This is a genomic window from Streptomyces sp. NPDC093261 (assembly GCF_044753645.1).
Classification (GTDB): domain Bacteria; phylum Actinomycetota; class Actinomycetes; order Streptomycetales; family Streptomycetaceae; genus Streptomyces.
Genome location: NZ_JBIVNO010000004.1, coordinates 160,322 through 184,086 on the forward strand (window position 1 = coordinate 160,322; position 23,765 = coordinate 184,086).

At 71.1% G+C, this 23,765-nt stretch carries 19 protein-coding genes and 2 pseudogenes; 9 read left to right on the forward strand and 12 right to left on the reverse strand.

The genetic code is table 11. The features are described 5' to 3' along the window. Positions 1–20 precede the first annotated feature (20 nt). From ACIP94_RS12355 to rsgA (ACIP94_RS12380), 6 genes and pseudogenes are all read right to left on the reverse strand, one after another. Positions 21–437: pseudogene (locus tag ACIP94_RS12355) on the reverse strand (transposase); the annotation flags it as partial. Between the two features lie 212 nt (positions 438–649). Beyond that, on the reverse strand, positions 650–1,753 hold the full coding sequence (locus ACIP94_RS12360) for a hypothetical protein (RefSeq protein ID WP_402423429.1): 1,104 nt from the start codon (positions 1,751–1,753) through the stop codon (positions 650–652). 116 nt (positions 1,754–1,869) lie between these two features. Then, positions 1,870–2,205 carry a hypothetical protein gene (locus ACIP94_RS12365; RefSeq protein WP_402423432.1) on the reverse strand — a complete coding sequence of 112 codons (336 nt, stop codon included), beginning with the start codon at positions 2,203–2,205 and terminating at the stop codon, positions 1,870–1,872. Next, entirely contained in the window at positions 2,202–2,330 is a 129-nt protein-coding gene (locus tag ACIP94_RS12370) for a hypothetical protein (RefSeq protein WP_402424298.1), read from the reverse strand. The genes ACIP94_RS12365 and ACIP94_RS12370 overlap by 4 nt, the downstream gene beginning before the upstream one ends. A gap of 106 nt (positions 2,331–2,436) precedes the next feature. Beyond that, positions 2,437–3,969: a DNA-3-methyladenine glycosylase 2 family protein gene (locus ACIP94_RS12375; protein WP_402423435.1), complete on the reverse strand. Its 1,533-nt coding sequence runs from the start codon at positions 3,967–3,969 to the stop codon at positions 2,437–2,439. Positions 3,970–4,052: 83 nt separating this feature from the next. After that, the gene (rsgA, locus tag ACIP94_RS12380; RefSeq protein WP_402423437.1) at positions 4,053–5,162 is read right to left on the reverse strand and encodes a ribosome small subunit-dependent GTPase A; all 1,110 of its coding nucleotides are present in this window, start codon (positions 5,160–5,162) and stop codon (positions 4,053–4,055) included. Positions 5,163–5,402: 240 nt separating this feature from the next. Here rsgA (ACIP94_RS12380) and ACIP94_RS12385 point away from each other — a divergent pair, with 240 nt between their 5' ends. Continuing rightward, positions 5,403–5,639, forward strand: a complete 237-nt coding sequence (locus tag ACIP94_RS12385; protein WP_402423440.1) for a hypothetical protein — start codon at positions 5,403–5,405, stop codon at positions 5,637–5,639. A gap of 127 nt (positions 5,640–5,766) precedes the next feature. On the opposite strand, the gene ACIP94_RS12390 is transcribed toward ACIP94_RS12385, so the two are convergent. From ACIP94_RS12390 to rsgA (ACIP94_RS12400), 3 genes and pseudogenes are all read right to left on the reverse strand, one after another. After that, a complete protein-coding gene (locus ACIP94_RS12390) occupies positions 5,767–6,066 on the reverse strand; it encodes a hypothetical protein (protein WP_402423443.1) in 300 nt (99 codons plus the stop codon). A 40-nt stretch (positions 6,067–6,106) separates the two neighbouring features. After that, entirely contained in the window at positions 6,107–8,665 is a 2,559-nt protein-coding gene (locus ACIP94_RS12395; protein WP_402423445.1) for a polymorphic toxin-type HINT domain-containing protein, read from the reverse strand. Positions 8,666–9,069: 404 nt separating this feature from the next. Beyond that, a pseudogene (gene rsgA, locus ACIP94_RS12400) lies at positions 9,070–9,309 on the reverse strand (GTPase RsgA); the annotation flags it as partial. A gap of 177 nt (positions 9,310–9,486) precedes the next feature. Here rsgA (ACIP94_RS12400) and ACIP94_RS12405 point away from each other — a divergent pair. Further along, on the forward strand, positions 9,487–9,690 hold the full coding sequence (locus ACIP94_RS12405; RefSeq protein ID WP_023544341.1) for a cold-shock protein: 204 nt from the start codon (positions 9,487–9,489) through the stop codon (positions 9,688–9,690). Positions 9,691–9,777: 87 nt separating this feature from the next. After that, on the forward strand, positions 9,778–11,511 hold the full coding sequence (locus tag ACIP94_RS12410; protein WP_402423448.1) for a DEAD/DEAH box helicase: 1,734 nt from the start codon (positions 9,778–9,780) through the stop codon (positions 11,509–11,511). A 408-nt stretch (positions 11,512–11,919) separates the two neighbouring features. Here ACIP94_RS12410 and ACIP94_RS12415 read toward each other — a convergent pair whose 3' ends face one another. From ACIP94_RS12415 to ACIP94_RS12425, 3 genes are all read right to left on the reverse strand, one after another. Then, positions 11,920–13,413 carry a cellulose binding domain-containing protein gene (locus tag ACIP94_RS12415; RefSeq protein ID WP_402423451.1) on the reverse strand — a complete coding sequence of 498 codons (1,494 nt, stop codon included), beginning with the start codon at positions 13,411–13,413 and terminating at the stop codon, positions 11,920–11,922. A 223-nt stretch (positions 13,414–13,636) separates the two neighbouring features. Continuing rightward, the gene (locus ACIP94_RS12420) at positions 13,637–14,968 is read right to left on the reverse strand and encodes a radical SAM protein (RefSeq protein ID WP_402423454.1); all 1,332 of its coding nucleotides are present in this window, start codon (positions 14,966–14,968) and stop codon (positions 13,637–13,639) included. 58 nt (positions 14,969–15,026) lie between these two features. Then, a complete protein-coding gene (locus ACIP94_RS12425) occupies positions 15,027–15,704 on the reverse strand; it encodes a pyridoxamine 5'-phosphate oxidase family protein (RefSeq protein WP_402423457.1) in 678 nt (225 codons plus the stop codon). Between the two features lie 207 nt (positions 15,705–15,911). Between ACIP94_RS12425 and ACIP94_RS12430 the strand changes: the two genes are divergently transcribed. The 6 genes from ACIP94_RS12430 to ACIP94_RS12455 form a co-directional block, all read left to right on the forward strand. Further along, positions 15,912–17,159, forward strand: coding sequence for an FAD-binding protein (locus ACIP94_RS12430; RefSeq protein WP_402423460.1), 1,248 nt, complete (start codon positions 15,912–15,914; stop codon positions 17,157–17,159). A gap of 184 nt (positions 17,160–17,343) precedes the next feature. Continuing rightward, a complete protein-coding gene (locus ACIP94_RS12435; protein ID WP_402423462.1) occupies positions 17,344–18,576 on the forward strand; it encodes an ROK family protein in 1,233 nt (410 codons plus the stop codon). A gap of 7 nt (positions 18,577–18,583) precedes the next feature. Next, positions 18,584–21,496 (forward strand): glycoside hydrolase family 2 TIM barrel-domain containing protein, encoded by a 2,913-nt coding sequence (locus tag ACIP94_RS12440; RefSeq protein WP_402423465.1) that lies wholly within the window; start codon positions 18,584–18,586, stop codon positions 21,494–21,496. Continuing rightward, positions 21,493–21,729: a DUF397 domain-containing protein gene (locus ACIP94_RS12445; RefSeq protein WP_402424253.1), complete on the forward strand. Its 237-nt coding sequence runs from the start codon at positions 21,493–21,495 to the stop codon at positions 21,727–21,729. Before ACIP94_RS12440 ends, ACIP94_RS12445 begins: the two co-directional genes overlap by 4 nt. 45 nt (positions 21,730–21,774) lie before the next feature. Beyond that, positions 21,775–22,371 (forward strand): TetR/AcrR family transcriptional regulator, encoded by a 597-nt coding sequence (locus ACIP94_RS12450; protein ID WP_402423468.1) that lies wholly within the window; start codon positions 21,775–21,777, stop codon positions 22,369–22,371. A gap of 707 nt (positions 22,372–23,078) precedes the next feature. Continuing rightward, positions 23,079–23,765 (forward strand): HAMP domain-containing protein (locus ACIP94_RS12455; protein ID WP_402423471.1); only part of this gene is annotated, 687 nt, incomplete at its 3' end.

The following is a 23,765-nucleotide window of genomic DNA, read 5'->3' on the forward strand; positions in this document are numbered from 1 at the left end:
GTTGGTCAACCGGGGCTGGGCTGGTGGAGCGCCTCGGTGATCACCGGGCCGACCGAGTAGGACAGCCGCCGTCCCCGCTGGGCGAGCCAGGCGACGAAGTCGTGGGTGCCGCCCGCGGAGTCGGTGCGGATCAGGGTCCGGCGCCCGCGCCGGTACTTCTTCGTCAGCTGGGCCAGGGCCAGTTGAGCGGCGGCAATGTGGTCGGCGGCCGTGTTCGAACCCGCGTTCCCCGGCCTGAGCAGGGCCACGACCAGCTCACCGGTGCCGCCTGGTCCGTGGTCGACGAACCCCATCAGCGGGTGGTGCCCGTAGGTTCGCTTCCACGTCGGTGCGGCGTCCTCCTTGTCCGAGTGCGCGATCACCAGCACGCCGTCGAGATCGACGGTCACCGTCCCGCCCGCATCAGGCGCTTCCCGGCCGGCCAACCGCCAGACACGGTGCTCGGGTACCCGAAATCCCAGCGACCGTTCCCCCGGCGCGGTTGCCGGGCTGCTGTACCCTCGGACGCCCCCCGACCGAGGGCACAGCATTTGCCGGCGGGGCCCCCTGCAGGACCTCACGTAAAGCCCCACGACAGCGAACCCGCCCGTCAATCTCTCGCCTCATGACAACGGCTCACCCACCCACAGACACCCGGTCCGGAGGCCGGTCAGTTCATGCAGCCCGGAGGGATGAAGGGGCTGCCCTGACAGTTTGTCGGCGTGTTGTTCGTGATCAGCAGACGCCTGGCTGTCCACTGGGTGTTGGTCCACACACCGCCCGGAGCGACGGTGGCGGAGTTTCCGGCGATCCGCACGTTCGACGCGGTGACCGCACCTCCCAGGTTGTAGACACCCCCGCCCTTGGCCGCTCCCCCGGTGACCGTGTTGTTGCTGATCGACGTGTCCTTCAGGAGCAGCGGACCGTCGTTGTAGATGCCTCCGCCCCCGGGCGACGCCGAGATGATGCCGGCGGTGTTGCGGTCGACGGTCGAGCCGAGGACCTGCAGGTCGGCGTCGTTGTAGATGCCACCACCGCCGTCACCCGACGTCGCGATGTTGTCATCGACCTGGCTGTCCCGGACGACGGCCTTGCCACCGCCGAACTCCAGGCCTCCACCGTCGAAGCTCGCCACGTTGAACCGGATCACGGACTTGCTGATCGTGGTCTGGGCCGTGCTGCCGAACTGGACCAGCCCGGCACCGAACGTGGCGGTGTTGGCCACCAGTTCGGAGTCGCTGATGGTGGCGGTACCGAGCACCCCCACCCCGCCACCGTTGCGATCGGAGGAGTTCTCGCTCACCCGGCTGTGCTCCAGTGTCAGACGGCCACCGGACTGGACGCGGATCCCCGCGCCGACCTCCGGCTGCCCGGTGATCGTCCCGCCCTTGACGGTGAGGTTCTGCACCTTCAGGTCCCCGCCCGCGGCGACGTCGAGGATCCGGAACGGGCCGGACGCCGACGGGTCGCGCTGGATGGTGGCGTCATTGCCCAGAATGGTGATCCGACTGGTGATGGCCGGCAGACCGTCCTGGCCGGCGTAGGCGGTGGTCAGATGGTAGGTGCAGCGCGAGGCCAGGCTCAGCCTGCTGTCGTTGCGGCTGTTCGCGGTCTGGATCGCGGAGATCAGGGCGGCCGTGCTGCACGCCACGCGCACGTCGCCGCCGTGGTGGCCGGATGCCGACGCCACGGAAGCGTACGGACCGACAAGGCCGACGGCGGCTCCGCCGAGGCAACAGGCGGCCTGCTGGAGGAGGGCGGCTCGGTTGGGCATTGCGGTTTCCTTTCGGCGCGGGGAGCGTCGAGGCACGGGATGCGCGGTCGCCCAGCATCGTTGGGAGGTGACGCTCCAGCCCGCGGCCACGCCCGGTCCCGGACATCTGTCCCCCTTCAGCGGGACGGATGTACGCCGAGGGTTCCTCCACCCGGACGACGCGCGATGCGCACGTCTCGTTCGAGCAGCAGCAAGGCGGCCGTCGTGACCGTCGCGCTGGCACGGCGAGGAGGACCGCTGTCTCGGCCCATCCCACCGCTGTACAGCGGGCAAGCGGCCCGCCGGTAGCTACAGGGATGCGGTCCGCCGGGAGCTAGGACCCTGTCTGCGCCGCCATTGAGAGCGTTGTTGCCGTTGCCGCCGGACAGGGAGTTGTTGCCGTAGCCGCCGCAGATCAGGTCGTTGCCCCCGCGGCCGTCGACCGGATCGTTCCCGGCGAGAGCGAAGATCACAATCGGCAGCGCCCGCTGGTCTTGCGGACCGTTTCGACGAGCAGGACCGAACCGGCCTGGGAGACGACCTGGCGGCCGTCGTCCTGGACACGGACGCGGGGGTAGGACCCGATCGAGTGCTTCACCTGGGAAGTGCCTCCGGCGGTGGCAGGAACAAGGACCTCGACAATCCTCATTCTTGCTGGTCAGGGGCACTTTCTGCTTTTGTGACCGCCTGCCGGACAGCCCGCTTCATGAAAGCGCATGGCTAGAGGGGGCCTCTCCTCGGGAGGAGGGGGCCGGTTCCGCGGTGGTCCGCAGATGCCGGAGGGCGTAGGAGCGCCAGGGGCGCCACGCGTCGGGGACCTCCTCGCCCGGTGACGCCACATCGGGGTCGCCCAGGGCGCGGGTGCGGATGATCGCGGCGGTGCCCGGATCCATGCCGGGCAGGGCGAGCAGCACCTCGTGGGCCTCGTCGCGGTCGGCGCCTGCGTCGAGACGGAGGGTGCCGTCGGCGAGGGCGGTGGTGAGAGCGGCCAAGGCGGGGTGCGATGCGGCCCCGTCCCCGGTCATGGCGTCGGCGAGCGCGGACGGTTCGGGGAACACATGGGTCAGGGTGCCGTACGGGCAGTCGAGGACCTTCCCGTGGCGCTGGACGAGCCGCTCGGCCTCGGTGCGCCCGACGAGCGCCCGGACGGCGAACTCCTCCGGGTCGGCCGCGCCGGGCGAGCGCAGACCCGGCCGGGCCGCGACCAGCGGGGCGAGCCGGGGGTCGGCGCCGAGCCGCTCGTCGACGGCGTACGGATCGGCGTCCAGATCGAACAGCCGCCGCAGCCGCTGCACGGCGGTGGTCAGGTCACGGGGGTCGGTCAGATGGAGCCGGGCGTCCAGCCGGCCACCGGGGTGGGCGGCACCGGATGCCCGGCCGCGCGCGGGGGCCGTCGCACCGCCGGGTCGTTCGTCGACGGCGACGACGGCGGTGCCGTACGGGAGCCGCAGGGTGCGCCGGTAGGTACGGCGGCCGCGCGGGCCGTCCACCTCCTCGATACCCGGGATCGCCTCCCGGGCGAGCAGATCGAACACGGCGGCGGCCTGGTAGGGCCCGCGGTGGGCGAGGTGCAGCGGGATTCCCGCGGAGGCGGGGATGCTCGCGCGGCGTGCCGCCGCTGTCCCGCGGGACGTGGCGGCGCGCAGCTCCCTCGGGGTGGCGGCGTACACCTCCTTGACCGTGTCGTTGAACTGCCGGACGCTCGCGAACCCGGCCGCGAAGGCGATCTCCGTGACCGGCATCGCGGTGCTCCGCAGCAGGACCAGGGCGGTGTGCGCGCGCTGGGCGCGGGCGAGCGCCACCGGTCCCGCCCCGACCTCGGCGGTGAGCTGCCGCTGCACCTGGCGGGCGCTGTACCCGAGGCGCAGGGCGAGCCCGCCGACGCCCTCGCGGTCGACCACCCCGTCCTTGATCAGCCGCATGGCACGCCCCACGACGTCCGCCCGCACATCCCACGCCGCGGACCCCGGGACGGCGTCCGGACGGCACCGCCGGCAGGCCCGGAATCCGGCGCTCTGCGCGGCGGCGGACGTCGGGTAGAACCGCACGTTGTGCCGCTTGGGCGTCACGGCGGGGCAGCTCGGCCGGCAGTAGATCCCGGTGGTCGCGACGGCGAAGAAGAACTCGCCGTCGAACCGGGCGTCCCGGCTGCGCACCGCCTCGTACCTGGTGTCCTCGTCGCTCACGCCCTCCAGTGTCCGCCGGCCCCCGGGGCGGGACCGGCGGAAATCGGACATGGCGTTGCGGACGTCGCGGACACCGGCCGGGGGCCGCCTCCCTCAGTGCCACCGCCCCCGCTTGGCCTCCACCGCCGCCTCCCTCAGTGCCACCGCCCCCGCTTGGCCTCCATCGCCGCCTTCCCCTCGGCGCCCTTCCGTTTCCACTCGCGCCGCAGCTCCGCCCGCACGCGCGCATCGGTCTTGGCGACGATCCGCTGGTTCTCCCGGAGCAGTTTCCGGTAGCTCTCCAGCCGCCGCTCGGGCAGTTCCCCGGCGTCGAGGGCCGCGCGCACCGCGCAGCCGGGCTCCGTGCCGTGCGCGCAGTCGTGGAACCGGCACTCCGCGGCCAGGCCCTCGATCTCGGAGAACACCTGGCCCACCCCGTCCCCGGCGTCCCACAGCCCTACCCCGCGCAGCCCGGGGGTGTCGATGACGACTCCCCCGCCCGGCAGGACGAGCAGATTGCGTGTGGTGGTGGTGTGGCGGCCCTTGCCGTCCATGTCCCGGGTGGCCTGTACGGCCATGACGTCCTCGCCCAGCAGCGCGTTGGCGAGGGTCGACTTGCCGGCGCCGGACTGCCCGAGCAGCACGGACGTACCGTCGCAGACGACGGCGGCGAGGACGTCGAGTCCCTCGCCCAGCCGGGCGCTGACCGGCAGCACCGGCACCCCGGGCGCACTCGTCTCCACATCCTGGACGAGGTACGAGAGCGTCACCGCCTGCGGCACCAGATCGGCCTTGGTGAGCACCACGACCGGCTGCGCCCCGGACTCCCAGGCCAGCGCGAGAAAGCGTTCGATGCGGCCGAGGTCCGGTTCCACGGCGAGCGAGACGGCGACGACCGCGTGGTCGACGTTGGCCGCGAGGATCTGCCCCTCGGACCGCTTGGAGGAGGTGGAGCGTACGAAGGCGGTGCGGCGTGGCAGACACGTCCGCACATAGCGGGGGCTGCCCGCGGGGTCGACGGCGACCCAGTCGCCGGTGCACACGACCCTGAGGGGGTCGTGCGGGGTGACGAAGGCGGTGTCGGCACGGACGATGCCGACCGGGGTGACGACGTCGCACTGACCGCGGTCGACGCGGACGACACGGCCGGGCAGGAGACCCTGCTCGGCGTAGGAGGCGAATTCCGCTTCCCACTCCTCGTCCCAGCCGTACAAAGCCAGAGGGTGCGACGAAGCGGGAGAAGCCGAAAGAGAAGAGAGATTCAAGGGGGACCCTTCACAAGGGCGGCCCGGCAGCGCGCGTTCACAGGCGCGGAAGAAGGGTGAAAGGTCAGCCGGAGACCGCGGAGGTGGAGTGGACGATCTTCTGGTCGCGGGCAGCGCCCATCGCAAAGACAGCCATCGGTCACACCTCCCGTTCCTCACTCAGTCGGCAGCGGCGGCCCATCGGCCGCCGGGAAAGCAGTCCTGACTGTAGAGCGGCACGCACGCGAGTGCCACCGATTTATGCGCCTGCACCGCTCGGCCTTGCACCCCTGGGTGAAGAACGGCGGCCGGCAGAGCGACGGGCGGCGCTGCTCGGACCAGGACTGCGACATCCACTGCACCAGGCCGGAGGGCACGGTTTCGCTGCGCCGGATCAGCTACGCCGTCTCCGGCTTCCATGACTGCCCCGGCAGCGACCGCCCGGGGCTTTCCCGCATCGGGCACGGCAACAGCAGGGCTCCTGTGCTGATGGGGTGAGGTTCCGACCATCTCCCTCAACGGCACAGGAGCCTTGCTGTGCGGGTGGATCTCAGCCCGTCCGCCTCAGAGGTCCACCACGGCACGGCGTCATGGCACTGCCTTCATCCTCATGCCGGCTTTTCGGTCAGTCGCCGTTGAAGAGAAGGTATCTGTGCGGACGCTCCGAAACCACCTCCAGCAGTTCCGTGAGCTCCGACAGCGCCTCCATCTCGTCGGCGACACAGAGTTCTCGAAGCTGTGCCACTTCTCCGCGTATATGGGAGACCTGGTTTCTGTTGAACACCGTGTCGTCATACTTGTCCACGCAGCCGAGCATCACCAGGCCTTGCTTTCGCGCAGATTCACAGACGGCGCCAATCGAAGGATGCACTGACGTTGCCAGGACCTCGCCCGTATAGGTGCGCACCAGAATACTGAGTGGCATTACTTCACCTTTTCGCTGACCTTGGCTGACCCTGGACGCTCTACCGTGGTACGCCGGGGTGCATAGTGACCACGTTTCCCCACTTATCCGTGACCACAGTATAGGTCTTCGTCGGCAAACCCGTCTCGACATCCGTCCCGATGATATCGGGGGCATTGCCGACACGGACGTAATTGCCGTTGTCTTGCAGCTTGGGTTCAAATTCGCCAGCGTCGTCTGCCAGCTTGTAAAGATCGGCGTCCTTGTTGAACAAGCCCTTCGTGGCATCTGCCTTTGCACCGCCCGGCATGTGCTTGCTACGTACGTAGGTTTCACCCGCGGCGTCCAGGAAGGGGGGATCGCACTGCGTGTTGTGCACGAGTACCGGCGTCTTCCCTGCCAGCACGTAGTAGGTGTGGAGGTCGTCGACGGTGAGGTTGTAGGTGCGGGCGTGCTGGTCGAAGGGGCGGTTGGCCTGGACCCGGACGACAGTCCTCCTACTGGTGAGGAGTGTCGCGCCGGATGTGAGCTCGCGGGCCTTGACCCACTGGTGTGCTGAGGGGCTCCAGAAGGGGTGCTCGTAGGTGGCGGTGAGTTTCCGGGGGCCGTCGGGGGTGGCGATGGTGAGTTCGTCGAAGTGCTTGTCGCCGTCGGTGATGATGAGACGGCTGACCTTGCGCGGCGCGGTGCGGCCGGTGAGCGGGTCGGTCGCCAGGACGCTGTCGCCCGGGTGGACGGTCTCGATCTTCCTGGTCCGGGCGTTGGCCATGAGCACTCTGGTGCCGGCCGGGAAGCAGTGGCTGCAGCTCTTCACGTAGCGGGCGGAGCGCAGGTCCTCCAGCGCCTCCATGCCTCGTTCGAGGAGCTTGAACTTCGATCTGAGGGTGAGGTCTTCCGCGAGCTGGGTGCAGGCGATGACGTTGCCGCCCTTGCAGGCCTCGAGTTGTCCGAGGCCGAGGAGGTCCTTCTCCACGTCCCACAGCTGTTTGGCCGCTGCTTCGGCGCCGGGGCCCATGGAGAGGAGGTCGCACAGGGTCTCGTTGTGCTGGCACCAGTGCGCCGGGTGCTCTGCGGCGTCGCAGCCGAGGAGGCCGCAGCGGTAGCGCGCTTCGGCCTGGCTCCCGGTGTCCTTCTCGGCGGCCTCGCGCTCGGCTTCCTTCTTCTCCACGGTGGCCTGGAAGGCGTCCTTGAAGGCCTGGTCGGCGGCCTTGTAGTCCTTGCCGGCGGCGATGGCGGAGGCGCGGGCCCGGTCGCCGGCGGCGTACGCGGCGGTGGCGGACAGCTGTGCCCACTGGGCGGAGCCGGCGGCGTCGACGGCGGAGACGGCCGCGTCGCTCGCGGCCTGGTTGGCGGAGGCGGCTGCCTTCGCGGCGGTGCGGGCGGAGGCGGCCGCCTGGTCGGCGGAAGCCTTCGCGTCGTCGGCCGACTTGGCCGCCTGGTCGGCGTAGCCCTTGGCCTGCTTGGCCGACGCGTCGGCCTGCTTGGCCCAATTGGCGGCCTGGTCCGCGGCCTTGATGGCGGTGGCGGCGGCCTTGTGGGCTTCGGCGGCGTTCTTCTGGGCGGTGGCCGCGACGCCGGCGGCATCCGCGATCAGCTGCTGGATCTGCGCGGTGTGGGTGGCGCCGAGGAAGTCCTGGCGCTGGGCCTTGTACTGCCCGACCTGGATGAACTGGTCCAGCAGATCATCGGGCCCCTCAAGCGCGATGCGGGCGGCCGACTTGACCTGGGGGCCGCCGCTGCCGATCAGCTGGGCCGCGCGGACACGTTGGTCCTGGGTACGCGCCTGGTACTGACCCGTGGTGAGGAACTGCCGGTACTTCTGCGGGTCGTCGGAGTCCAGCGCGGCCCGGCCGGTCTCCTGCACCACCGGTCCGCCGGCGTCGATGATCTGGGCGATGGCGACCCGGAAGTCCTGTGCCCCGGCCTCGTACTGGCCGGTGGCAAGGAACGCCGAGACCTGGTCATCGCTGCCCTTGAGGGCTTCCTCGGCGGCGGTACGCACCGAGGCCAGAGAGCTTTCCCGCGCCAGAGTCTGCACGCGGTAGCGGTCGTCCTGCTGGGCGGCCTGGGCGCGCAGGGTGCTGAGGTAGTCGACGACATCCTGGTCGGTGCCCGTGAGGGCGACCTCGGCGGCACCCCTGCTCCACGGCCCACTGGTCTGCATCATCGCCAGCGCGACCTTGCGGCCGGCCGGGGCCAGGGCCTTGGGGTCGGCTCCGGGCTGTGCGGCCTGCGTGGCCAGGGTCTTCGCCTGGGTGTCGACGTCCTTGACCTGCTGGGCGGCCGCGGCATCCGCGGCCGCGCGCTGGTCCTGCCGGGCCTTGAGGTCGCGGGCCTGCGCGATACCGGCGTTGGTGCGTTCGGTCAGCCCCTCCGCCTCGATCCTGACGGCGATGTCATGGGTCTTCTTGGCCTTGGCGACAGCCGCCGTGGCGGCATCGGCCGCCTGCTGGGCGGACTTGGCATGCGCGGCCGACTGGGCCGCGGCGGTAGCCGCCTGCCCTGCATGGGCGGCCGCGTCATCGGCGTCCTTGGCGGCGTTGTCCGCATGCGTGGCCGCCGCGTTGGCCGCATCCCGCGCGTGCGTTGACGAGGAGTCACCCGAATCCTTTCCGGGCACGGGTGACGGCACATCTGCAGCCCCCCACGCACAGACGTAAAGCAAAAATAAGCGGTCGACCGCGAGCATAAAACGGCGTCAGAAACGAAACAACGGTGACCAACTTCATATGAAGCTCACGGAACCCGCGCACCAGATTCTCAGTAAGGCATGAATATAGCGCCACCAACGTTGCATAACGCCCATCAGGGGCGATCGCCGCCCCCGCACGACACCTGGTCAACGCTATGGTTGCGCGTTACACCATTTCGATAAAGGCTTATACAAATCAATGAGGCGGAGGGAACGGAAGGCGTTCCGCCACCGTCGCGTCGCGCACACCGGAACAATGCCGGCGACAAACCCGTACGACGCCCGAGGCACGAGCCAGGCCGGAGCGGTCGGCGTGCCGATGTTCACCACGGCGGCGGCCGTCGCCTGTCCCAGGCCGGCGCGAGAAAGCGTTCGATGCGGCCGAGGTCCGGTTCCACGACGAGCGAGAGGACGACGACCGCGTGGTCGACGTTGGCCGCGAGGATCCGCCTCGCACCGCTGTGAGGAGGTGGAGCGTACGAAGGCGGCGCGGCGTGGCAGACACCTCCGCGCAGAGCGGGGGTTGCCCGCGGGGTCGACGGCGCCCCGTCGCCGGTGCGCACGACCCTGAGGAACCCGGGCGAGCCCCATGATCCACCGCGTCCCGCCGAGCTGTGCTACCGTTCCGGAGTTGCAGTTGTGGTACCCATGAAGCTATGTGCGCCTGACAGGACGGTTTCTCCTCAAGGCGCATGATTTGTTTTCCGGCATCTCCGGATGGGGCCTCTGCCTACAGAACGGAGAAGGTCATGGCACAGGGAACCGTGAAGTGGTTCAACGCCGAAAAGGGTTTCGGCTTCATCCAGCAGGACGGCGGCGGCCCCGACGTCTTCGCCCACTACTCGAACATCGCGACCCAGGGCTTCCGTGAGCTCCAGGAGGGTCAGCGGGTCTCCTTCGACGTCACGCAGGGCCAGAAGGGCCCGCAGGCGGAGAACATCGTCCCCGCCTGATCGCCGGACGCGTATCCGCTCACCGGGGTCCGCACCGCCATGGTGCGGACCCCGGTTTGTGCTGTTTCCAGGAAGGCAGATAACCGTATGTCCCGCAGGCCCCAGAAGCAGAACCGGCGCGTTTCGTCACCCCCACCGTCCGCGTCGTCGCCACGGGAATTCCGGCTGCCGGAAAGCACGACACCCGCACTTCCCGCCGTCGAGGACTTCGCCGGTCTGGACATGCCCGCCGGGCTGCTGAAGACCCTCACCGCGCAAGGCGTCACCACCCCCTTCCCCATCCAGGCCGCCACGCTGCCCAACTCGCTCGCCGGCCGTGATCTGCTGGGACGGGGACGCACCGGCTCCGGCAAGACCCTCGCGTTCGGGCTGGCGCTCCTGGCCCGCACGGCCGGACTGCGCGCGGAGCCCAAGGCACCCCTCGCCCTCGTGCTGGTGCCCACCCGTGAACTCGCCCAGCAGGTGACCGACGCGCTGACCCCCTACGCGACAGCAGTCAACCTCCGGTTGACCGCCGTGGTCGGCGGGCTGTCCATCACCAAGCAGGCCGACGCGCTCCGGCGCGGCACCGAGGTACTCGTCGCGACTCCCGGCCGGCTCAACGACCTCGTGGAGCGCGGGGACTGCGTACTCGACAACGTACGCGTCACGGTGCTGGACGAAGCCGACCAGATGACCGACATGGGCTTCCTGCCGCAGATCACCAAGCTGATCCGGCAAGTACGGCCCGACGGACAGCGCATGCTCTTCTCGGCCACCCTGGACCGCAACATCGACCGCCTGGTGCAGCGGTTCCTGACCGACCCCGTGGTGCACTCCGTGGACCCGTCCGCGGGGGCGGTGACCACCATGGAGCACCATGTGCTCCACGTCCAGGACGAGACCGACAAGAAGGCGGTCACCACGCGTATCGCCGCCCGTGACGGCCGGGTCATCCTGTTCCTCGACACCAAGAGGTCCGCCGACCGGCTCACCAAGCGGCTCCTGGCCGTCGGTGTCCGCGCGGGGGCACTGCACGGAGGCCGCTCCCAGCCACAGCGGAACCGCACCCTGGAACAGTTCAGGAACGGCCAGGTCACCGCACTGGTGGCGACGAACGTCGCGGCCCGGGGCATACACATCGACGACCTCGACCTCGTCGTGAACGTCGATCCCCCCACCGATCACAAGGACTACCTCCACCGGGGCGGACGCACGGCCCGGGCCGGCGGCTCCGGCAGCGTGGTGACACTGGTCCTGCCCGACCAGAAACGGGACGTCACCCGGCTCATGTCGGACGCGGGCATCCGCCCCCGAACGGCCCGCATCAAGTCCAGCGACGTGGAACTGGCCACCATCACCGGCGCCCGCGAGCCTTCCGGCGTGCCCGTCACCATCGAGGTCCCCCAGCCGGCGACTCCGCCGGCGTCCCGCCCGGACCGCAAGGCCGGCACCAAGCCCGGCAGCCGGTCCGGTCGCCGAGTCCGAAACGGCGGTGGGCCCAAAGCGGCGACAGGCGCCGCCGGGACGGGTGGCCGGGGCCCGGAACGCCGGGCCGCCGCCGGGGCGGCGGCGACTGCTCGCACCTCCGGCGGGCGCGACTCTGCCCGCCGGGCGGGAGCCGCCGGGGCCACGGGTGGTGCCGGCGGCGCGGGCGGACGCGGTTCCGACCGCCGAGCCGCGGCCGGTACGGCGACCGGCACCGCATCCGGCAGGGATGCCCGCCGATCCCCCCGGCGAGCGGCGGCCGGCAAAGCCACGAGCGGCGCTGCCGACACCGGCGGCCGCGGCGCCGACCGCCGAGCCGGCCGCCGAGCCGGCCGCCGAGCGTCGGCCACCTAGAGATGCTTCCCTCAGGAGCCGAGACCGCCGGCCCCGGGAGCCGCACAGGGCGAGCCTGCATCTGGGGCGAGGCCCGGAGACAGTCACCGTGGCCTGGCTGGACGCCCTTCCGGGCGGCCGTCTGATCAGGACGCGACCCACCCCGGGATCCGCGACAGTTTGCACACCGTGACGAGGCCGTCGGTGAGGGCGCCCCTCACCAGTCACACGACCTGAGGGGGGCGCGCGGGGTCAGGAAGGCGGGGTCCGTCACGGACGATGCCGGCCGGGGTGACAGCGTCCGTGACAGAGACAGCCATCGGTCACGCTTCTCTTTCCTCACACGACTGACAGCGGCGGCGGACAGCCGCCGCAGGGAGCACCGCCGAATCTCTCCGTCCACCGCTCGCCAGTGGGGTGCCGCACGGCTCAGCCGGCCGTCGGGCAACTGGCCCCGTTCACCGTGAAGGCGTGCGGTTCGGCGTTGGTGCCGTGCCAGGCAGCGATGAACCCCACGGCGAAGGTGCCGTTCGCGGCGACCTTCCTGTTGTAGTCGGCGGCCTTCACGGTGACCTCGGAGCCGTCCTGGCTGAAGGTGCCGTCCCACATCTGGGTGATGCGCTGGCCGTTCTCGAAGGTCCACTCGATGCGCCAGTCGTCGAGCGCCTTGGTCGAGGTGACCGTGACCGTGGCCTGGAAGCCCGAGGACCACTCGTCGACGACGTCGTACTTCACCCGGCAGGCAGAGGGCGTGCGCCGGGCGGGGGCCGACGGCGTCGACGGATCCTCGGCCGGGCTCGTCGACCTGCCCTGGGGCTCGGTGTCGGGGTCATCGCTTTTGGTGGTGCTGTTCGAGGCGGGCGGGCGCGAGGACGGGGACGCGCTGGTCCGGATGTGGCCCGGAGTCGTGCCGAGGGGCGGCGGGGACGGCGTCGAGGCGGCGATCGCCCCGTCGGCCGGGCCACCGCTCGCGCTCGCCCGCCCGCCCGAGTCGCCGAGTTGCATCAGCGAGACCGTCAGTGCCAGCGCGGACACGATCACGGCTGCCGCCAGGATTGCGGACCGGCCGATCCGGGGCCGCGCCATGGCGCCCACCGAGATGCCCCGGTCGGTGCCCGCGTCCGTGCGTCCGCCGCTCAGTCCCGCTTCCGCGGCCCGGCGCCGCCGTTCCAGATAGGCGAGCCCGCCCCAGCCGATCACTCCGCTCGCCAGGGCCGCGGGCGTGCCACCGCCGTGCAGCCGCAGACAGGCCGCGGCCTCCGCGCACTCCACGCAGGTGGCGAGGTGCCGTGAGAGGTCTTCGGGCGTGTCGGCGCCCGGGGAGCGGGTGACCGCGTCGAGGAGCCGGGCATAGCTGCGGCAGTCCGCGCCCATCGGCGAGTCGAGATGGTTGCGCCGGCAACGGTCGCGGAACAGCGCCCGCACCTGGACGAGTTCCTGCGCGGCGCCCGCCGGGTCCAGGCCGAGCCGGCGGGCCACGTCCGGCAGGGGCAGCGCCTCCACCTCCGCCAGCCACAACAGCGCCGCGTCCGGCTCCTGAAGGTCCTTCAGCCCGCGCAGGGCCGGCGGGCGGGCCAGGGGCGGGCCGGTGTACCGGGCGGCCTTCTCGGAGTGCAGCCACAGCCGCAGATCCGGGTCGAGCAGATGCCCCTTGCCCTCGTTCTCCCAGACCGCGGCGGTGGTACGGACCGCGGTGAGCAGCAGCGGAATCCGGGGCAGCCGCAGGGTGCGGTGCCCGCTGGTCCGCGCCTGGATCTCGGCCTCACGTGCCTCGTGGATGCCGCGGCTGAACGCCTCGGTGGCCAGTTGTCTGCCGGCCGACGACCCGGAGGTGCACAGATCGGCATACGACAGGACCGCGTCCCAGCACTCCGAGAACAGCGCTGCCTCGGCGGCACTCTGAGGGGTCGGCAGGTCGGGCATGGGGGCTCCTGCATCAACTGCTTCCACAAGCAAAGCCAACCCGCCTCGATTACAGGGGAGTTGGAGGCAACTCACGGCAGTCCCAGAGCTTTTCACGCTTCCCGCACAACTGACAAGCGGCGTATTCAATTGCCGCCGGGAGGTGTTGCCCCGCGCGGAGTGATACGGGCACGGGCCCCGCACGACTCATCGTGCGGGGCCCGTGATGTTCTTGTTACGTGTCCTACGCGCGAGCGGATTCCTCGGTCGTCTCCCGAGCCGGGAGGCTGTCCATGAAGGAGCTGACGGAGAACACCGCGCGGCCGGGGCCGGGCGGGCCGTAGCCGGGCGGGGAGGTGAGGCCGAAGTCGTCCATCGTGGCGCGGTAGGCCTCCAGCAGGCGGATGTGGTACTCCAGCGGCGCGCCCTGCGGGTTGGCCTTGCCGAGCGGGGTCGTCGGCTCCGGGCACCAGGTGGTGAAGCGGGGAGTGATGCCGTGCGACATGAAGAAGCGCAGGCCCTCCGTGGTGGAGGCGATCGCCTCGTCGACGGTGGTGAAGCCGAAGGGCTCGGCCATCTCGACGCCCGCCACGAAGTTGGGGATCACATTGCGCGCGCCGAAGACGTCCGCGGAGTCGAGGATCCGCCGGTGCCACTCGTCCCGCCCGACATACCGCTCCTTGCCCGGGCAGTACAGCTCGAACAGGCGCCGGTCCCACACCTCGAAGTTGGGGTGGTAGATCTGCACGCCGTAGTCCTTGAAGCGCTGGACGTCGGCCTTCGGCAGCGCCTGGGCGACGACCTTGCCGATCCAGCGGCCCGGGAAGCGCTCCTCGATGGCCTTGGCGTAGTGCCCGTAGAAGTCGGCCTCGTCCCGCCCCGCGACCTTGGAGGTGATCGCGCCGCCGGTGAGGGTGTAGGCGGTGGAAGCCTTCTGGGTGTCGTACCGGTCGATGATCTCCAGCGCCTCCAGCACCTCCTCCACGTCCTTCACACCGGTGTACGGCCGGCCGGCCGCCTTGTGCTGGCGCCAGTTGTGGTTGATGTCGCAGTACTGGCACTCCTCCTTGGCGCCGAAGTACTGGCAGACGCGGAAGACGGTGAGGTAGATCAGGTAACCCCACTGGATGGTGGGGGCCACCTCCATCACGGACTTCCCGTTGGAGAGGGTGTGCCGGTAGTACTCGGGCATGGGCGGCACCCCGACGTCCGCGATCCGCCGCCCGTCGAGGTAGAGCCCGAGCAGGCCTTCCTCGTCGGCGGCCACCCGGTAGGGCGAGGACGGGTTGACCCGTACGGAGACGACGGTCCGCCGCAGGTCGTAGGGGCCGCCGGTGAGGATGATCTCCTCGGGCGGGCGCCGCAGCGCCGCCTCGCCCAGCTCGGGCAGGGTGCCGTGGTCGAAGGAGAAGATGAAGTACGACTTCGGCTTGACCTCGCCGCTCTCGTTGTCCGAGAGGGCTGACGCGTCGAAGGCCACACCCCCGCGGAGCAGGTCCTCTTTGAAGACGGCTTCCCGCGGTACGTGCGGGAAGCGCTCCATCAGATCCTCGACCAGTGCGGTGCGGCTGCCCATCCCGTGTCTCCTCCCGGCTCAGGCGTTCGACTCCTCACGGTATGCCCCCGCCTGTACGTCAGCCGTGGCGGGTCCCCTCGCGCCGCGCGATGTGCCCCGGTACGGCGAGGTCCGGCGGCAGCCGGGGGTCCGGCACGGGCGCGCCCCAGGCCGAGGTGAGCGGCAGCACACCGGCCCACAGGCCCAGCTCCGCGTCGGGCCCCTCGCCGTCGTCGGGGGCGCCGGTGCGGATCTTGACAGAGGCCTCTTCGAGGGACAGGGCGAGCAGGGTGGTGGCGGCCAGCTCCTTGCGGTTCGGCTGCCGGGCGTACGACCACTGCCCCGGGCTCGCGTGCTCGGTGAGCCGGCGCAGTCCGGCCAGCTTCTCCTCGGGGTCGGTGACCTTGCGGGGGACGCCGTGGATCACTGCGCTGCGGTAGTTCACTCCGTGCTCGAAGACGGACCGCGCGAGGACCAGCCCGTCGACGTGCGTGACGGTCACACAGACGGGGGTGCCGCCCATGAGGCTGCGGCTGGCGACCGAGCCGTGGAGGTAGAGCTGCCGCTCGTCGCGCCCGTACACCGTGGGCACGACCAGCGGCCGGCCGTCGACGACCACGCCCAGGTGGCAGACGAACCCCGCGTCGAGGATCGCGTCGAGATCGGCCCGCCGGAGGCTGCCCTGGTCGCGCAGGCGGCGGTGTCTGGTCAGCTCGGTCTGCGGAAGGGTGGCGGGAAGCGACGGAGGCTGCGTCATGACCAGCGAGGCTACCGATATAGGTTCGCCGGTGGATGCGCGGATGTCGGGCGAGCGCACTTCGTACGTGATCGTGGCGGGTCGTACGCGGCCGTGGTCGCACGTGACCGTGACCGGCGTACGCGGCCGTGGTCGCACGCGGTCGGCGTGCTGCGTGGTGGTGAGGACGTGTAGGACGTGGCTACTGCCACGGGGAGGGACGACAGGATGACGGAGAGCGTGACCAACTGGGCGGGCAACATCACCTACACCGCCAAGGAGCTGCACCGGCCGGGGTCGCTGGACGCGCTGAGAGCACTGGTCGCCGCGCATGCCAAGGTGCGCGTCCTGGGCAGTGGGCACTCCTTCAACCAGATCGCCGAACCGGGCGCCGACGGTGTGCTGGTCTCGCTGTCCGCGCTGCCGGGCGAGGTGGACGTGGACACCGCGGCCCGTACGGTACGGGTGGGCGGCGGCGTCCGGTACGCCGAGCTGGCCCGGGTGGTGCACGAGCACGGGCTCGCCCTGCACAACATGGCCTCCCTGCCGCATATCTCGGTGGCGGGTTCGGTGGCGACCGGCACGCACGGCTCGGGCGTCGACAACGGCTCGCTCGCGTCGGCCGTGCGCGAGGTGGAGCTGGTCACGGCGGACGGGTCGACGCTGCGGATCGGGCGGGCCGAGCGCCGCTTCGAGGGGGCCGTGACCGCGCTCGGTGCGCTCGGCGTGGTCACCGCGCTCACCCTGGACCTGGAGCCGGACTTCCGTGTCGAGCAGCATGTGTTCACCGAACTGCCCCTGGCGGGGCTGGACTTCGAGACCGTGACGTCGACGGCGTACAGCGTGAGCCTGTTCACCGACTGGTGTGCACCGGGCTTCCGGCAGGTGTGGCTGAAGCGGCGCACCGACCAGCCGCTGCCGGACTTCCCCTGGGCTCGGCCGGCCGCCGAGGCGCTGCACCCGGTACCCGGCATGCCCGCGGTCAACTGCACCCGGCAGGGCGGCGTCCCGGGGCCCTGGCACGAGCGGCTTCCGCACTTCCGGGCGGACTTCATGCCGAGCAGCGGTGCCGAGTTGCAGTCGGAGTATCTGCTGCCGCGCCCGTACGCCCTCGAGGCGCTGCACGCCCTGGACGCGATCCGCACGACGGTGGCGCCCGTGCTCCAGACCTGCGAGGTGCGCACGGTCGCCGCCGACGCACAGTGGCTGAGCCCCGCGTACGGCAGGGACTCGGTGGCGCTGCACTTCACCTGGGTCGAGGACGCGGCGGCCGTGCTGCCGGTGGTGCGGCGGGTGGAGGAGGCGCTCGACGCGTTCGAGGCCCGCCCGCACTGGGGCAAGGTGTTCACCACGCCCGCACAGACGCTCCGCGCGCGCTACCCGAGGCTTGGGGACTTCGCGGCGCTCGCGGCCGAGCTGGATCCCGCGGGGAAGTTCCGGAACGCCTTCGTGGGGGGCCTGCTGGGAGCGCGCTGAGACGACACCCTGGGCACGGGCCCACCAGTCCGGTCCGGTCCCCCGCTCCCCGCTTCCATCAATTCCCCGCCTCCCACTTCGTACGACCCCTTTCCTAACCCCTTGCAGAAACCCGGCGGCGGCCATAGGCTCGCGCCGCGCCGCGCCGCGGCGGGGACGGAGTCCTGGGAAGCGGGGGAGCCGGATGAAGCGGGGCACCTCACGCGACATTCGTACCGCGAACCGGTACGAGGTGCTGCGCCGAATCATCGCCCGGTCGCCGACGTCCCGGCCGAAGCTGGCGGCCATGACCGGGCTCAGCCTGCCCACGGTCGCCACGCTCGTCGGCGAACTGCTCGACCTCGGGATGCTGACCGAGGTCGGATTCGAGGACTCGGCGGGCGGGCGGCCGCGCGGTCTCGTTGCGGTCAACGCGTCGGGGGGTGCCCTGATCGGCGTCGACATCGCGGAGACGTACGTCCGTGTGGAGCTGTTCGACCTGGCACTGAACGTACTGGCCCGCGCCGACGAGGACATGCGCCCCGGACAGAGCCGCCCCGAACAGGTCGCCGCCCAAGTGGCCGCCGCCGTCGGCTCCGTGGTCGCTCAGGCGGGTGTGGAGGGTTCCCGAGTGCTGGGGACCGGCGTCAGCGTGCCCGGTCAGGTCGACCGCGACCGGGGCGTGGTCGAGTACGCCGCGAACTGGGGCTGGCACGACGTGCCGCTGCTCGACCTGCTCGCCCAGCACATCGCCCCTCCCCTGTACCTGGACAACCCCCTGCGTGCCTGCGTCGTCGCCGAGTTGTGGTTCGGGGCGGCCCGTGGACGCGAGGACGCCGTGGTCGTCAACCTGGGCACGGGCGTCGGGGCCGGGCTGGCCCTGGGCGGCTCACTGCATCGGGGCGTCAGCAACAGCGCGGGCGAATGGGGCCATACGACGCTGGTGCTGGACGGGCGGCCGTGCCACTGCGGCAACCAAGGCTGTGTGGAGACCTATGTCGGGGCGCCCGGCATCATGCACAACCTACGGGAAGTAGGCCCGGACAGCCCCCTGTTGGACCCCGGGGACCAGACCGCCACGATCGACGCCCTCGCCCGCGCGGTCGCCGAGGGGGACGCCGTCGCGCTCAAGGTGGTCCGGGACACCGCGCGTTATCTGGGTGCCGCGATCGCCGACCTCGTCAATCTGCTCAACCCCGAAGTGGTGGTGCTCAGCAGCTGGGTCGCGGCGGCGCTCGGCGAACCGCTGCTGGCCGAGGTGCGCGCGGCCGTAGAACGGCACGCGCTGAGACGGTCCTTCGCCGCCACCGAGATCGTCCTGTCCCCCATCCCCAACGATCCGGTGTGCCTGGGAGCCGCGACCTTCGCCCTCGAAGGCGCGCTCCGGTCGGCCGGCGCGCCCCGCACCACGACAGGCTCAGCCCCCGCGAGGACCTAGGAGACCGATGTCCTTCCGCACCTCCCCCGAGCTCCCGACCTCTCCCTCCTCTCCCTCCTCTCCCTCCTCGGCCGTCGACTACGTCGAGGACGTCGCACCGGGCAGCGGCAGCCTGCCGCCGCGCGCCTGGTACGCGTCCTCGGACGCGGCCTTGCTCTCCCTGAACGGCAGGTGGCGCTTCCGTCTGTCACCGACGGCGGACGCCCAGGACGACTCGTTCGCCGAGCCCGGATACGACGCCGGGGACTGGGCGCACATCGCCGTGCCCGGCCACTGGGTGCTCCAGGGCGGCGGCTCCTTCGGATCCCCCGTCTACACCAACCACCTGTTTCCCTTCCCGGTCGACCCGCCCCGCGTCCCGACCGAGAACCCCACCGGCGACCATCTGCGCCTCTTCGACCTGCCGGACGACTGGCCGTCGGACGGCGGGGCGGTGCTGCGCTTCGAGGGTGTGGAGTCCTGCGCCCGGGTGTGGCTGAACGGCACGGACATCGGTGAGTTCAGGGGCTCCCGGCTGCCGCACGAGTTCGCCGTCGGGCATCTGCTCCGGCCGCGCGGCAACGTGCTCGCGGTCCGGGTGCACCAGTGGTCCGCGGGCTCCTATCTGGAGGACCAGGACCAGTGGTGGCTGCCGGGCATCTTCCGGGACGTCACACTGCTGCACCGCCCGGCGGGCGCCGTCCTCGACTTCTTCGTGCACTCCTCGTACGACCACCTGTCCGGAGAGGGCACACTGAAGGTCGACTCGGATGTGGACGGCCGGGTCACCGTGCCCGCCCTCGGTATCGACATCGCCACCGGCGAGTCGGTGACCGTCCCCGTGGAGCCATGGTCCGCGGAGATCCCCAAGCTCTACGACGGGGTACTGGCCACCGAGGGCGAGCGGGTGCCGCTGCGGATCGGCTTCCGCACGGTCGCGCTCAGGGACGGTCTGATCGAGGTCAACGGAAGGCCGGTGCTCTTCAAGGGCGTCAACCGGCACGAGTGGCACCCCGAGAAGGGCCGCGCGCTCGACCTGGAGACCATGCGCGAGGACGTGCTGCTGATGAAGCGGCACAACGTCAACGCCGTACGCACCTCGCACTACCCGCCGCATCCCGCCTTCCTCGACCTGTGCGACGAGTTCGGCCTCTGGGTGATCGACGAGTGCGACCTGGAGACCCACGGGTTCACCGAGCAGGCCTGGCGCGACAACCCGGTCGACGACGACCGCTGGACCCCGGCGCTCCTCGACCGCGCCGCCCGGATGGTCGAACGCGACAAGAACCACCCGTCGGTGGTCCTCTGGTCCCTGGGCAACGAGGCCGGCACCGGGCGCGGACTGACGGCGATGGCCGAGTGGATCCATGGCCGGGACGGCTCCCGGCTGGTGCACTACGAGGGCGACCCCACCTGCCGTGACACGGATGTGTACTCGCGGATGTACGCCTTTCACGAGGAGGTGGAGAGGATCGGCCGGGGGCTGGACGGTGGTGCTCGCAAGCGCCGCGAACTCCCCTTCATCCTCTGCGAGTACGGGCACGCCATGGGCAACGGCCCCGGCGGGCTCGCCGACTACCAGCGGCTCTTCGAGGCGCACGACCGGCTCCAGGGCGGCTTCGTCTGGGAGTGGATCGACCACGGCATCAAGGACGACCGGTACGGCTTCGCCTACGGCGGCGACTTCGGTGAGGAACTGCACGACGGGAACTTCGTCTGCGACGGGCTGCTGTTCCCGGATCGCAGGCCCTCGCCGGGCCTGGTCGAGTACAAGAAGGTCATCGAGCCGGTCCGGATCGAGGGCGAGGGCCGCGGCGGCACCGTGCGGATCCGCAACGCACAGGACGTCGCCGATCTCTCGGCACTCGCCTTCGAGTGGTCCTTCCAGGCGGACGGTGAAACGGTCGCGTCGGGCCCGCTGTCGGTGCCGGTGCTCGCGCCGGGCGAGTCGGCGGACGTGAAGCTGCCGGAGCCGCCCGAGGTCCGGGGGGCCGAGACCCACTGGACGGTGCGGGCGGTGCTGGCCTCCGACACGCCCTGGGCGCCTGAGGGGCACGAGGTGGCCTGGGGCCAGTTCCCCGTGGCCCGGCGGCCCTCGGTGCGGGTCGCCCCGGACCGGGCCCCCGTCGTGGAGAACGGACGGATCACGCTCGGCCCGGCCTCCTTCGACGCCCGTACGGGCGCGCCGAGGACCATCGGCGCGGTGGACCTGACCGGGCTGCGCCTGGATGTGTGGCGGGCCCCCACCGACAACGACGACGGCGCCTCATGGCAGGGCGACCCCCGCTACGGTCTGCTGTGGCGGAGGCTCGGCCTGCACCGTATGCGGCAGCGGCTGGACTCGGTGGAGCTGCGCGACGACGCCCTGACCGTGCGGACGCGGGTCGCTCCCGCCGCACGGGAGATCGGGCTCGCCACGGTGTACCGCTGGACGTCCGACGGAGACCGGCTGAAGCTGACCGTCTCCGTCACGCCCGAGGGCGACTGGACGGTGCCGCTGCCCCGGCTCGGCATCCGGTTCGGGCTGCCGGGTTCGGCGGACCACGTGCGGTGGTACGGCGGCGGGCCCGGCGAGGCCTACCCGGACACCCGGACCGCCTCCCGGCTCGGCCGTTGGGAGTCCACGGTCGACGGGCTCCAGACGCCGTATGTCAAACCGCAGGAGAACGGCGCCCGGGCCGACGTCCGCCGGGCCGAGATCGGCGGCCTCAGGATCGAGGGCGACCCGGAGTTCTGGTTCAGCGCGCGGCGCTGGACCAACGAGGAGCTGGACGCGGCCGGGCACCTCACCGATCTCACCCGGGGCGACAGGGTGTGGGTGAACCTCGACCACGGCCAGCACGGCATCGGCTCCCAGTCGTGCGGGCCGGGACCGCTGCCCCGGTACTTCCTGCGGGCAGAGCCCGCGGCGTTCTCCTTCGTGTTCTCACCGGCCGACTGACGGTACGGGTACGCCGTCCCGCGGTCCGCCCGGCCCCGTCAGGCGGCCTCGCCGGCGGCCTCCGGACGGCGTACCCGTACCGGTGTGGCGACTGCGTAGAAGTGGCCCTCGGCCCCACCACCATCCACATCCGCGACTCCAAGAACTCCACCGGCCCCCGGCTCGCCCTCTCCCGGGCCGCCTGGTCGGGGTTCGTGGGATTCGCCGCACACCGCCGCCATCCCCTTTCCTAGGCACGCTAGGCTCTAGCCTAGGATCCCTAGGTCAGGAGCTGGCCCATGGCCCGTGCCGGGCTCACCGTCGAGCGGATCGTCGCGGCGGCAGCCGATCTCGCGGATGAGGTCGGCTTCGAGAAGCTCACCCTGTCGGCCGTGGCGCGGCACTTCGGGGTGAAGGACGCGAGTCTGTACTCGCATGTCAGAAACCTGAGCGAGCTGCGGACCCGCCTCGCCCTGCTGGCGAGCGAGGAGATGATCGACCGCATCACGGCGGCCGTCGCCGGGCGGGCCGGCAAGGACGCGCTGGCCGCCTTCGCGGGCGCCTACCGGGAGTTCGCGCTCGCCCACCCGGGGCGGTACGCGGCCACCCAGATCCGGTTCGACGGCTCACTCCGCCCACTCGTCACCGAGTCCGGCGCCCTGCGCCGCACCGCGGAGATCACCTACGGCATGCTCCGCGCCTACGGCCTCGACGAGCCCGATCTCACCGACGCCGTCCGCCTGCTGCGCAGCACCTTCCACGGCTACTGCGCCCTGGAGGCCACCGGCGGCTTCAACGACCCGCGGGATGTACAGGCGTCCTGGGACAAGGCCGTCGAGGCACTGGACACGGCACTGCGGCACTGGCCGCGCGAGGGGACGGAGACCGATGACTGACCTCCACCACGACGTGTGCGGCGCCGGACCCGTGCTGCTGGTCGTTCCCGGCGGCGCGCCGAGCCGTTCGGCGCGGTGCGTCAACCGCTCTGTGTGGGGCGGGACCTGGGGCGCCCCGGTTCCGGTCGGGACGCCCCAGGGGCTTGCGGGCGGGGGTACGACGTCCGGCGCGCATCGCACCGGCGCGTGAGGGTCTCACGGCTAAGGTGAGAGACCCTCCGGTATCAAATCCTGCGCCACCGGCGCGTCGCGCACCAGACCGTGTACCCCGTCGCCCGATGCCCCTCCCGTGAGGAAAGGAGCGTCGTTCGAAATACCGAACCACGTCTCTTCTTCCGAACATCGAAACCGTAGGTGGGCGTCATCGGGAGGTCAACGGGTCGGCGGCCACCAGACGGAAACCGCTTGCAGAAACGGCCCGGGGCCGGACCGGCAGCGCCAGGGCGGCCACGCCGCGGGGATTTCCCCGCATCGGTGTGCCTCCTTGAGCGGGGACCGGCTTGACCGGGGCCCGATGCGATGAGACGGATCCGTGCGAGAGACTTTGGTTGTCGCACGACAACTAAGCTAACCTGCGACGGATTCCCTCATCTGGCAGATTCTGTGAACTGCCGAAGTACAGGGGCGGTAAGCCGGACCGTTCGCGGGCCCGGCGCGGTTCCGAGTCCTCGGCGCGGGGACTCGTGGGGAGCGGAACGAGGGTGCGCATGACGAGCGGGACGACCGGGACTGCGGAGCGGACTCCGGGTGACCAGGAGCTGCGGCAGCTGCTGGCCGGGCTGACCGCCGTACGCGACGGCGACTTCGGCACACGGCTGCCGTCCGACGGAGACGGCCTGCTCGGCGACATCGCCACCGTCTTCAACGGCATGGTGGATCAGTTGTCCGTGTTCACCTCCGAGGTGACACGGGTCGCGCGCGAGGTGGGCACCGAGGGCACGCTCGGCGGTCAGGCGGAGGTGCCCGGGGTCTCCGGCACCTGGGCCGATCTGACCGACTCGGTCAACGCCATGGCGGGCAATCTGACCACCCAGGTCCGCGACATCGCCCAGGTGGCGACGGCGGTGGCCAAGGGTGATCTGTCACAGAAGATCGACGTGCCGGCGCGCGGCGAGATCCTCCAGCTGAAGGAGACCGTCAACACGATGGTCGACCAGCTCTCCGCCTTCGCCGACGAGGTCACCCGCGTCGCCCGCGAGGTCGGCAGCGAGGGCCGGCTCGGGGGGCAGGCCCAGGTGCCCGGCGTCGGCGGCGTCTGGCGCGACCTGACCGACTCCGTCAACTTCATGGCGGGCAACCTCACCGCCCAGGTCCGCAACGTCGCCCAGGTGACGACCGCGGTCGCCCAGGGCGACCTCTCCCAGAAGATCACCGTCGACGCCCGCGGCGAGATC